This window comes from Acidisoma sp. S159, assembly GCF_009766125.1.
In the GTDB taxonomy this organism is placed as follows: Bacteria; Pseudomonadota; Alphaproteobacteria; order Acetobacterales; family Acetobacteraceae; genus Acidisoma.
Map to the genome: position 1 here is coordinate 30,206 of NZ_LMUG01000012.1, position 11,357 is coordinate 41,562.

The window sequence follows — 11,357 nt, forward strand, 5'->3', positions numbered from 1 at the left end:
AACTGTCATATAACGGTATCGTAACATGACAGTTTCCGCGCGTCGTATAGAGCAAACCCACTACAGCCACTATAACCACTCACATTGGAACCACCGCCCATCGCCAAAGGCCGCCCATGACTTGGCCAGCGCGTTTTATTCTGTAGCGGTCGACTATACGGCCTTCGCGATTCATGAGCCATTTACCGAGCCTTTTCGTATTGATAGTTCCTCGCTCTCCTGCCAGGCGCACGATGCAATCGCGCCATGCGGGATGGGCGTAATCGGTAGGCTCGCCGAGCTGCGTCTTCATCCGCTCCTCTGCGGCATCCGCTAGCTCTTTAACCGTGAAGCCTTCGTTGAGTCTGAGGCTTTCCCGCCAGGAGACTATGACCTCGCGGAGTTCACCGAGCTCGGGGTCGTCTTCGCGGGCTTGTTCCATGCTATCCGCGGGATCGGCGCAGCCGAGCCAGACCAGCGCTGAGCGCACCGTGTCGGACCAGTCCGAGAAGCTCGCGATGGCTGGCAGTGAGTCGGGGCGTCCGGCGATGATATAGGCGCGCACGATGGCAAGGCAGGCGGAAACATAGCGTCCTCGATTTGCCATGACGGTGGCGACGGGGTCACCCTGGAATGGCCGGAGTTCCGGTCGCTCTAAACCCGCATCGAGATCGCAGACGACCGTCCGGCGCACCATGTCGCCCCGGACCCGCAGCGCATTGCCAGTGGCGAAGAGTGTCGCGCGGCTCTCCACCTCCATGATGTCGGAGCGGCCGAGCGGGCGCAGGCGAATGAAGGGTCGCTCGATTGCTTGACACAGAAGATCGCCGCCGAGCTCGCCATTGACATTGTCGAGGCTGGCGATCGGAAATCCGGCTAGAAGAAGGCCTGCTAGCCGCTTTTCCGTCTCGGTCTCGTCGGCGCCCGCAGCGGCGACCGGGCATGGCCGGCCGCTGCTGATCGAGCTGGCGGTGTCCACCAGGTATGATTTGCCTGTCCCAGCCGTATTGGCGCGGAAAGCATGGAGCGGCGCGACCGCCAGGGCGCCGCGCACGACAGGCGTGATGAGCCCCGAGAGCGCGACAGACCGACTGACATCCGAGACGAATGGAAACTCGTCCAGCAATTGATTGAGCAACCCAAGCGCCTTTAGCGCGATGTCGCGGCTGGGGTCGAACGCCGCCTTCGAGAGCGTCAGTGCAGGATCGGCGGCGTGGTAAAGCCGAGTCGAAGAGTCGTAGCCAGGTGCTGATAGTATCGATCCATCCGGCCGAATGGTTGGCGTGGTGATGACGCCGACGATCTTGGGCAGCGTCCACAGGCCGGACCTCGACAAGATAATGTCGGCCACGTTGCGGGGCGGGTCGATCCGCACCCAGTCCTCTGATCTCCCGTCGAATCTCACCCAACTTGCGATACCGCTCAGGACGTCTTGCATGCCGATGCTGTCCATCGTGTGGAGAGCGGCTGAAACGGTCGTGCGTCCTCTCGCGGCGGGCACCTCTTGCACAACCGGCCGCACCAGAGTGGTGCCTCGCTGGAAGATCGCCAGATCCGAGGAGATAATTGCGGCCTCGCCTGCAGTCGCGGTGTTGTGGAGCTCGCCCGCCACTACACGAATGATCGGGCCAGCTTCCTTGGCCTTCTCGAAGATGCGCCGCGCTTCACGCTGGCCCGCGGCGTCTCCCTTTTCTCGCATCCAGTCTGCCGTGTCGGGATCCTTGCGAAGGCCCTCGCACATCTCTTCAAACGTCGCGCCGTCCAGCACGAGGCGTTTGCCCAACCGAAATGCGGTGGTGCTCCGGGATTGATCGGCACCGCTGATGGGACCGCGCTTCCGACGTCCGGTGCCTTGCTGCTGTTCTCGGTTGGCTTGGGAAAATGCCGGCCCGTCGTACTGAAGGAGTTGGAGAATCCTATCGGCTTCTATGTGCCTGAGGTTAGCCCGGCTACCGGGCAGCAAGTCGTCGGTCACAGCGAAGTAGCGGTTGCCCAGGTGCAGCTCGATAGCGGGTGGATGGTCGCCGCCGCCGCGCTTGAACTGCCGCCCGAACTTTGACCCGCCCATGGCCGCCTGCAGACTGGGAAGCGCATCGGTATCGTAGGTAAAGAATAGCTTGGCTCCGGTGCCGGAGGGGGAGACCTCGGCATAGCTGTCGAAGCTGCCTGCGACATCCGAGGCCCAGGATTGGACGTCGGCGGTAGAGGCGTCGCGGCAGGAATCCAAATCGATTCCACCGAGGCTGCGGCCGTCTTTCAACGTGGCCAACTCCAGCCCCACGCCGCCCATCCCATACGGCTTCGGCAGTACCGCTGCGCGCTGCTCCGCAGCCGCGCGATTTCCCCAGGTCGCGGGATCGTCGGCCCTAGCTTTCCGCCCGTCCGGCGCATACGGCATCTTTGTAGGCTTGCCATCGGGTCGGTCTTCTTGCTGCCAGGCAACCCATAGCGGGCGGGTCGCAAGGCCGCCGAGCGTGAGTAAACTATCGCTCATTGACCGACTTCTCCCGCACGACACGCGCGATTTTCGAGAGCACGGCCTGCTGCTTTTGAGACAGAGAGACGCACGCTACGAGGCTGTTGATGAATCTCTGTTCCCACGGGGTAAGCAGCGTGGGATGGCGTTGGCAGAACGCCACCTCGGCACGCCACCCCAATCCAGGACGCGGCTGAGCGGAAGCAAGCCGAGCCGGCGCGTTATTCGAAAGCAGCTGCTCCCAGGTGACGTTCGCCGATTTCAGCAGTCGCGTCGCGAGAAGACCCGCTGCAGCTCGCTCGCCGTCGTGTTCGCTGGACAGAAGACCTAGGACACCCACCAGGCGTCGACGTTCGGAGGGGGTCAATGGACGGTCTCCCTCTCATCTGTCGGATGGGAGCCCTGTCGCGGCACGATCGCCAAGGCCTGGACTCGCGGGAGCAAAGCAATCCAGGCGTCGACGTGCCGACTAGCCGTGTCGACCACGAGGAACCTACCCACCGTGAGGGCTCCAGAAATCGCGAGCTTGTAGTGTTCTGCCTTGCCGCCGCTGCCGTGGACGATTGCGCCGCGGGCCCATCGCGTAAGCTGCTGTGCGCACCGCCAACCGTCAGGCCCCGATGAGCGTTCGTCATCGTCCCCGAGCAGAAACAGTACGGGGCGGAGGCTTCTGCGCATGCGGTCCAGAGGTAGCCGGGCGGTGCGGTCTGCCGTGAACACAAGATCAATCAAGCCCGCCTTCGTCGCCTCGAGCAGCGGAACATGGTAGTAGTCCCCGGCGCGCTGGAGGATGTCGATACCTCGGTCGAAGCGGGAGCGGTCCTCCGGTCTCATTGCTCACGCTCCCTGAGGGAATGGGCATGTCGAGCAAGATATTCCGCGCGTAGGTGATGCCCGTGGGCGAGTTCGACATCCGCCTCGCGATCAAGCTGATTCGCAATGGCAAGATGGTCCCAGCCGCGATTGAAGCGCGGACCGGCCTCGAAGCTGTAGTGATGGGTGGTAGAGGAATTTTTGGGCGACATTGAAATCTCCAATGCCGGTCCCTCTAGAAATCCGCAGCGAGGTGCCGTATACTCTCGGTGCCGCCAAGCACCACAGCTTACCTACGCCGCCGGTCCTTCAAGGGATCGGCGGTTTGCGTTTAAGCTGCGCGTGCCTGGATCTGACGAAGACTCTCGAGATATGCTTTGAGGCTGTCAGCCAAGATCAGGGTCCGGCGCCCGTCTTTAACGGCGACCAGCTTGCCTTCCTTCATCAGCTCATAGAGACGAGTGCGCGCGATGCCGCTTGCGACAGTTGCGTCAGGCACCCTGTAGGCCATGGGGGTCATGATTTGATTCTCCACTGTCCGGCGGAATGGCCTCGGACAATTGGAGAATCGTCTACGGCGACCGCTCTGTCAGACGGTCGGGACGGAAACCAGGTCGGAAACTAGTTACCGACCTTTCGACGCTCTTCGAATCGCCTGACGAACTCTTTCGCTTTTTCCTTAGTCTGGGTCTCACTTGGCGCGGCGTCTGGTGGAAACTGCTGCAAGATGAATTCTACTAGCTTGGCCGCATCTCCGTGCTCATGCGGTGATCCGTTATCCTCAAGATAATTGAGAATAGCTGGCCATTTCCTCTCCCAATCGTATTTCTTGGGGCGCCCACCCCTACTTCGAGCACGGTCACCGATGGCGCATGGCGGCCACCTTAGAAGAACCTCAGAGGTAAGAAAATGGACGCCATAGCGTGGCAGCTTGTCGGCTCGTTCCTGATCAGCGGCGGTCGCGCCGTTGTCTGTCTCGAGAAAGCCGCGGGCGCTGATCGCGACAGCATATGAGCCAACTCTTCCAGGAACCGCGAGGTTCGTCTCGTTGTCCATGGGCCGCACACAATCCGCACGCCAACCTTCCATCAGTAGACGCTCGGCCTCGTCCATACTTTGGACACCGAAATCGCTTGGCGGAATTGAGGCATGGAACAGCCGCTCATGAGGGAACGTTCCGAGGCGGTTGAGCAGTGTCAGCGGCGCGAAGTAGAGTCCCTTCGGGACCGCGCGTCGATACGCGATCCAACACAGCACTTCGCAGGCTGACATGGTGCGCCCGGTCGGAGCCGCATTGGCTTGGGGGTAAACGTGCTCGACCTTCTCGAGCCAAATGGCCGGCCACCAATCCATGGACGGTTTCGCTCCAAGCTCGTCCCAACACGCCGACTGGGCGCGCGTTATTTCGGCTATCTGGTCACGCGAGAGACTGCCGAAGTCCTCTCTATCAAATCCCATGGCGGATGATCCTGCAGGCCTGGTGCGGATAAGTTCTCTCCAGCCGAAAGAACGGCAGGATGTTTTGGTCGAGAAGAATCATGATGCGATCATCGGCGCGGACGTTGTGCCACAGAACCGCGTCCAATCGTTCATGAGCATCCGGCGTTTCTCGAAGAGGTCCCCGCGCCGGTAGGCGGCCTCTACCTTGTCCCTCAGTGTATGAGCCAGGGCAGCTTCGGCAACGTCGCGAGGGTAGTTGGTCGCCTCGCCACACCAGTCGCGGAAGGTGGACCGGAATCCGTGCACAGTGAGATCCTCGCGCTGCATGCGCCGCAGCAGCATGGCCATCGCCATATTCGAGAGGGGGGCTTTGTCGCGTCTCCCGCGGAAGATAAACCCGGTTCCCGCTGCTTCTGACTGAGCTACCGCTTTGAGGATGGAGAGCGATGATTCTGGAAGGGGCACCCGATGCTCCGTGGCGGCTTTCATGCGCTGTGCGGGCACTGTCCATGTGCCGCTGCGCAGATCGATCTCTTCCCACTTCGCGCCAATGACCTCTCCGGTCCGGGCGGCGGTCAGGATCGTGAAACGTAGGGCGAGGGCCGCTGTACCTTCTATGGTCTCGAGCTCAGCCATGAAGTCGCCGATCTCCTGCCACGGGAGCGCGGCATGGTGCTCCACCCGGCGCACCTTGCTGCGAGGAGGGAGCATGTTGGCAACGTGCCCCCGCCAGCGCGCGGGATTTTCACCGGTCCGCCAGCCGCGCGCGGAGGCGTAATCCAACACCGCCTCGAGTCGCCCCCTGAGCCTCGAAGCGGTCTCGGGTTTGGTCTGCCAGATAGGCTCGAGGACGGTCATCACTTGAGAGGTCTCGATCGCGGCCACCATGAGGTTGCCCATAATCGGATAAGCGTAGGTTTCGAGCGTGCTCCGCCATTGGAGGCGGTGCTTGTCATTTCTCCATCCGGCCTCGTTGGCCGTCACATACATCTCGGCGACCGTCCGGAAAGTCTTCGCTCGGGCTGCCTCCGCCAACTCCGCGACCTTTGCCGCTGCCGCGTCGGCTTCCCGTTTGTCCAGAGGATCGATGCCCAGCTTGACCAGACGATGCAGGTCAGCAGCTCGCTGGCGAGCATCAGCCAACGGAACGGCAGCAGAGTCCGCGCCGGCTCGACCCAGGCCCATCTCTCGCATGCGTCCGGCCCGGGTGTATCGGAACAGCCAGAAGCGAGCCTCTGGTGCGCGGACAAGCAGATAGAGGCCGTTGCCATCGCCGTAGCGTCCTGGCTTCGCCGTCCGAACCTTGGCCGCTGTCAGTCCCGTCGCGCCCCGAGCCACAGCAATTTCCCAGTTGTCGGGAGTCGAACCGACGATCCCCTAATTCGTCCCCTAGAAATACACGCGATCGTGGATGAATGCAATTGGACGATGTGGAACGCTAAGCAGTCGGAGCGTATGCTTATCAGAGGGTTATGGGAAGGCAGGCTGGACAACACTGAACGAGAGCGGACTCTAGTTCGGCGGACATCCCCTCCGCCAATCGCGCAACCTAAGTCATTTTGGCCAAACATAATCATCGAGTGACACCCGGGAAATTCCCTCGTTTGTCCCACGCGGAGGTCGGTGACAGCCGAACGGGGGCAAACGCCAAGGGACGGCCAGACGCTGATGATAGGCGCGATGAATGTTGGCACCCGGCTGTCGGTGGTCCGTATGAGCACGGCGGGTCGGCTAGCCGTCGCTCCCAAGTGGCGGGCTGAGTTGGGTCGGCTGGTACCGAGGCCGCCGTCCGCGGACGACGATGCCCTCACGTGTCAAATATAACTTCATTCGGCGTCCGACCAGTTCGATTTCCCCACGTTCTGGGATCGATGCTAGAAGAGCATTGTAGGAGACCCTGACGCGTTTTCTTCTACTCTGAGCTTCCGTAGGCTGCGCAGCGTAGTTTCATCAGGTGCCTTGTGACCGCACGATCTGCCACGAGCCATGCTGTCCCGACCGACACAGCGCCCGAGCAAAATCCGCCACGACTTCTCCGTTTGTCGCTAGCCGTGGTTTCCACCTCGCTCCATGCTGCCCCCGTAAATCAGCGAGCGCGCGGATAACCTCCAAAAGGTCAGCGAACTCTGCTTTGACCTCGTCGGGGTCGGTCGCGTCAAGCAACTCCTCCAGCAGCTTCGCCGCCAAAGCGTGTCTCATTTCAGACGGCTTCAGGCGGGACTGCAAACTGCTCCGCCGAGACCGGCAATCTGTGCAGGCATTTCATCACGAACGAGCTTATAAAAGTGCGGCGCGGGACCGCTATTGGGAACCGCCGACGCGATTGCTGGCCTTCAACCGAAGACAATCGACGGCCTCCAGATGACGGCTCTCGTCGTCCTCGGCATATTGTTAAAGGGGCAGCGCGAGCTGGAAAGATCGGCGTCAAGGTCTTCCCCACATGGGGAGCTGGGTTAGAACTGTTAAAGACGTTATCAGGGGAGTTTCAGCATGAGCGAGCGTCACGTCGCCTGGCGCGGCCTGATCGCCGGCTCAGCTTCGCTGCTCGTCGCGGGGCCGCGGCGACAGGGCGAAGGTAGAGGAACAGGACGGCAATCTATTGGCGCTCTGTCGTGAGTTCGAGGAGCGGGAGGCGCAATTCATAGTCTGGGACGACGAGACAGAAGACCCCGACCTAGCCCTCTGCGCATGGGGGGGTCCGGAAGTTGGAGCGGGCACTGCTGGAACGCAGTTGGGAGATCCGCGAAGAGGTGGCAGAACTGAAGGTCCACACCCCAGACGGACTGTAGGCAAATGCTAGGATGATGCTCATCGAGCTCGAAGCTGAGGCCGATCCGACCAAACCTTGCTGAGCCGCGGCGGTGTCCCTCGCTCGTGACATTCGGGGGAGAGCCTAAAGCCTTGGTGCAGAGAGCATCAAATCGATCGCCACTCTGATAGGTTCGATCACAAATCTCTTCTTCGCCGCTGATCTTTATGGGCTGAACGCCATACGGTATTGGGCCAAAGAAAAATCCAAGCCACTCACCACAGCTTCCTCGATATGGACAACTGCCTCAAGCGAATGCGGCATCGAAAAGAGGGCAGGGGCCCCGAATAGTAAGCCGCTCAACTCCAGCACCGGCGCGGAGCCCCGTTCTCACCAGGCGGTGTTTTCTTTTGCCGACGCGGCAAGGAGCTTGGGCACGCTACGTGCTTCCGCGATGATCTCGATGGCTGGTTAGCGGTGCGCGACCAGGCCGACACCCCGGCCGGCCGGGAGGCTGCCTCAACGTTACCCAAGGCGTCCGCTGGCGGCGTGCTGGCCTTGTAGCTCACGACGGCACCGCTGGTAGGAGAGCGATACAGGACCTCGCCCTCGCGTGGTCGCTGGTCGCGAACAGGCCGCCCTGCCGCCTGCCACGAGCGCGCAGTGCTATTTCGCAGCGCGCGACCTGGCGCATCTTCCCACCCGACACCAAAAACTGTCGCGACGAATGTGTCGGCTGCAGCCGCCCGCACCAGCGCTGCTAGACAATCGGCGTGGATGTTGGCTTCGGTTGCCATCAGGAAGCGCGTGCCTAACCATGCGCCTGGGGCTCCCAGTGTCAACACGGCAGCTAACGCGCCGCGAGTGGCGTCTGATGATCGATAGCCCCTGTGACACATCTCGAGGCGACGGATACACCTTCCTTGAATCCGAGGAGTGGTGCTGACGCTGGATGAGGGAAATACCCATCACCGCGTCGCATGACGTCCCGCGGGAGCAACCGGCGGCCCGATCTCAGCTACCAAGCCAACGCCGGACTATCTCGTCTAGCAGTTGCAACGGGTTGGGCATACACATGGGCCGCCTATCAGGACCCCTCGGCGCCGGAGGCAGCGGATGCAAGCTTGGAACGGTCATGGGTGAGGCCGGTCATGATGTCCTGTTCTGGGTCGCGCGGAGTCGACCGCAATGCTGTCCGCCAAGGATATATGGTGTCCGGTTGCGTTCGAACCTACGTCTGCTGCGGAACGCCATACTCCGAGCGCCGAGGCGTTGGCGCCTGGAACCTCCTGGGCTGCTCGAGCCGCACCTTTTCGGCCAAGGGCGCCCGCTCTTTGCGACTCGCCATGCGAATCGTTGAGACTTTGATCACGCGTCGGCGCCGGGTGATCGAGAAAAACTAGCCATCATGGGTGGGATTCCTTTTCTGTTCGGCGCTAATCGTCCACAATCGGCGTTCGGCGCAACCGAAGAGAGATCGAGTGGCAGTCAAATTCGAGGCGAAAATCGGGTCGAGAAACGAATGGATCTCGCTGTTCCATACTTTTTTGAAGGCCTCCCCTGATCATTCCAGAGAACTTTCGGAGGACGAGAAACTGGCTGTCGTGCCGGGCGCGAAGCTTCATGCTCGACTGTTCGGTTCGGAGGAATGCTTTTGGCGTATTGCGGATGCCACAATCGACGGCACGCCTGTGCCGGCGAACCTTTCGTATGCCTTTAAGTCACACTGGAGTGTTCGCGATCCGGATGCAAAGCAGGAGCACGCAACCCTCGCCAATCTTCCCTCCCCGAAGGCAAGAGTTTCAAAATGGTATTTCTGCGTCGGCCGAGAGGGGTGTGAACGGCAATCCTATCTAATCAAAACATCCGTGATGTCTGCCCTAGGCCGCACGTCGCTCCGGCCCATATGCATCTACTCCGGAATGACAACTGAGGTTGAGGATTTTCTAAAACGTCACGGAGTGACGATGATTCCCGCGTCATTTCCGTTGACGGAGGATCTCGATGAAACTCTTGCAGGCCGGACAGACTATTCAAGCGCCATGGCGCACGGCTCGTATTTACGTCTGATGATTCCAGTTATCGAGAAAGATGACGAGTTCGTGCTCTATGCAGACTATGATTGCATATTCGCCCGGGATCCTGACATCAGCGCGGACGGAATTCAATTCGTAGCCGCCGCTCCAGAGACGGATCAGAGCAACTGGGGTTGGTTCAACAATGGTGTCCTAGTGATGAACGTTCCAGCTCTTCGCTCAATCTATGACAGGATGATCAGAATAATATCACTTCGCCTCAGGAGCGGACTTTTCGCAGTACATGAACAGGGCGAGATGAATGCAATTTTTTGGATGAAATGGAATCGACTCAAATTACAGCAAAACTGGAAACCATATTGGGGAGCAAATGAGTCTGCGGAGATCATCCACTATCATGGGCCAAAGCCTCTTGAAATAAGCCGACGTCTGCAATCTCAGCAGTTCGGTGATGATACAATAGCTCATTTTCTGACAAAAAACGTGGAGGGATATCGATATTACAATGAGATGTTTGCATCATATGGATTCTTACAGGGCTAATACTCGACGCAGCCGAAATCCTCTTTGGACTCACGACCTCCATGACGACGTCACGTGAACTGCCGGCAAGGCCAAGCTCCTCGCGGCGGCCGCTTCTAGCGGCCCTAAGCGACGCTGGAGCAATGACTTAACTGCAGCATGGTTAGCTGCGGGTTCGTCATCGGTTTTTCAGAGACTGTGGCCGCACTCGACGACCGATCTGGCTGGAAATTAGGGGACGAACCAGGTATGCGGCAATATTGGTGCCGCTTGCTTAGGGAAAGACGGCGGTCATCTCCGCCGAACAGGTGACGGGCACCAGGCCAGCGGCGCGGCGGGAAGGCTTCAAAGCCTCGTTCGCCGCGCTTTCGGACGCCACCCGACGCGGAGCTCTGGAGCAACTCGGGCGGGCAGATGCTTCGATCACGGACCTTGGCGAGAAGTTTCACATGACCCTCACGGGCATGAAGAAGCATGTCGCCGTCTTGGAGCAGGGGGCTCGTCACCACAGAAAAGGTTGGGCGCGTGCAGACCTGCAAACTCGGCCTCCGCCGACTGGAGGAAGAAGCGGCATGGATCGAGAGTTTCCGCCAGCTCCGGGACGCGCGCTTCGACGAGCTCGATAAGGTTGTCGCAGAACTGAAACGGGAGGAGAAGGTCATTGGACGCAGGAAAAGGGCGTGAGCGTACCCCCATGAAGAACCGCACGACGGTGGAACGGAAGTCCGAGCGTGAGCTAGTTCTTACGCGAACCTTCGATGGCCTGGCGCCCATCGTGTTCGAGGCCTGGACCAAGCCCGAGTTGCTCAAGCGATGGTGGGCACCGACATCGTTTGGGGTGTCATTCGTTTTCTGTGAGGCCGACGTTCGTGCGGGGGGTAGCTACCGCTTCGTGTTCGGCCACCCTGCCTCGGAGCAGCCCATGGAGTTCTTCGGTAGGTACATCGAGGTGACGCCGCACTCCCGCCTCGTCTGGACGAATGACGAAGCTGGTGAAGGTGGGGCCGTCACCACGGTGACCTTCGAAGAACGGGATGGCGAGACTTTGGTCGCCATGCACGACTTATATCCCTCGAAGGAAGCTCTCGACGGTGCCATCGCCTCCGGAATGCAGGGTGGGTTTAGCGAGACGTTCGAGCAGCTGGACGCGCTTCTCGTCACCCTGGGCGCGAGCATGAAACGCCTGACACGCTAGCGTGCCCGCCGTCGGACTGCGAGAATTGAAGGTTGATTGCGAAGAGTTCCATGCCGAGTGGTGCCAAACTGTCGCTAGTGTCCTGGCCGAGAAATAACTAGACACCTTCGCGTGGCTATGATTCGCTGAGTTCCTGGCAGCGCAGGA

General features: G+C 60.4%; 12 protein-coding genes. 4 read left to right on the forward strand and 8 right to left on the reverse strand.

The genetic code is table 11. The features are described 5' to 3' along the window. Window positions 1-79: 79 nt before the first annotated feature. The 7 genes from GSQ92_RS06770 to GSQ92_RS06800 form a co-directional block, all read right to left on the reverse strand. The gene (locus GSQ92_RS06770; protein WP_159013229.1) at window positions 80-2,473 is read right to left on the reverse strand and encodes a hypothetical protein; all 2,394 of its coding nucleotides are present in this window, start codon (window positions 2,471-2,473) and stop codon (window positions 80-82) included. Next, complete coding sequence (locus GSQ92_RS06775; protein WP_159013230.1) at window positions 2,463-2,822, reverse strand: hypothetical protein; 360 nt, start codon at window positions 2,820-2,822, stop codon at window positions 2,463-2,465. Before GSQ92_RS06775 ends, GSQ92_RS06770 begins: the two co-directional genes overlap by 11 nt. Then, complete coding sequence (locus GSQ92_RS06780) at window positions 2,819-3,289, reverse strand: hypothetical protein (RefSeq protein WP_159013231.1); 471 nt, start codon at window positions 3,287-3,289, stop codon at window positions 2,819-2,821. The genes GSQ92_RS06775 and GSQ92_RS06780 overlap by 4 nt, the downstream gene beginning before the upstream one ends. Beyond that, window positions 3,286-3,480, reverse strand: a complete 195-nt coding sequence (locus tag GSQ92_RS06785; protein ID WP_159013232.1) for a hypothetical protein — start codon at window positions 3,478-3,480, stop codon at window positions 3,286-3,288. The genes GSQ92_RS06780 and GSQ92_RS06785 overlap by 4 nt, the downstream gene beginning before the upstream one ends. Window positions 3,481-3,599: 119 nt before the next feature. Then, entirely contained in the window at window positions 3,600-3,788 is a 189-nt protein-coding gene (locus tag GSQ92_RS06790; protein WP_216856761.1) for a helix-turn-helix domain-containing protein, read from the reverse strand. Window positions 3,789-3,889: 101 nt separating this feature from the next. Then, window positions 3,890-4,726: a hypothetical protein gene (locus GSQ92_RS06795; protein ID WP_159013233.1), complete on the reverse strand. Its 837-nt coding sequence runs from the start codon at window positions 4,724-4,726 to the stop codon at window positions 3,890-3,892. A gap of 78 nt (window positions 4,727-4,804) precedes the next feature. Next, complete coding sequence (locus GSQ92_RS06800; protein ID WP_159013234.1) at window positions 4,805-6,046, reverse strand: site-specific integrase; 1,242 nt, start codon at window positions 6,044-6,046, stop codon at window positions 4,805-4,807. A 1,152-nt stretch (window positions 6,047-7,198) separates the two neighbouring features. Here GSQ92_RS06800 and GSQ92_RS31400 point away from each other — a divergent pair. After that, window positions 7,199-7,324 carry a hypothetical protein gene (locus GSQ92_RS31400; protein WP_256367081.1) on the forward strand — a complete coding sequence of 42 codons (126 nt, stop codon included), beginning with the start codon at window positions 7,199-7,201 and terminating at the stop codon, window positions 7,322-7,324. Window positions 7,325-7,816: 492 nt separating this feature from the next. Here GSQ92_RS31400 and GSQ92_RS31605 read toward each other — a convergent pair whose 3' ends face one another. Beyond that, window positions 7,817-8,356 (reverse strand): nitronate monooxygenase, encoded by a 540-nt coding sequence (locus tag GSQ92_RS31605; protein ID WP_371418069.1) that lies wholly within the window; start codon window positions 8,354-8,356, stop codon window positions 7,817-7,819. A gap of 582 nt (window positions 8,357-8,938) precedes the next feature. Here GSQ92_RS31605 and GSQ92_RS06810 point away from each other — a divergent pair. From GSQ92_RS06810 to GSQ92_RS06820, 3 genes are all read left to right on the forward strand, one after another. Further along, window positions 8,939-10,036 carry a glycosyltransferase gene (locus GSQ92_RS06810; RefSeq protein ID WP_158805446.1) on the forward strand — a complete coding sequence of 366 codons (1,098 nt, stop codon included), beginning with the start codon at window positions 8,939-8,941 and terminating at the stop codon, window positions 10,034-10,036. A gap of 453 nt (window positions 10,037-10,489) precedes the next feature. Beyond that, the gene (locus GSQ92_RS30015; RefSeq protein ID WP_216850550.1) at window positions 10,490-10,699 is read left to right on the forward strand and encodes a hypothetical protein; all 210 of its coding nucleotides are present in this window, start codon (window positions 10,490-10,492) and stop codon (window positions 10,697-10,699) included. A 10-nt stretch (window positions 10,700-10,709) separates the two neighbouring features. Further along, the gene (locus tag GSQ92_RS06820) at window positions 10,710-11,210 is read left to right on the forward strand and encodes an SRPBCC family protein (protein ID WP_158805447.1); all 501 of its coding nucleotides are present in this window, start codon (window positions 10,710-10,712) and stop codon (window positions 11,208-11,210) included. Window positions 11,211-11,357: the final 147 nt, after the last annotated feature.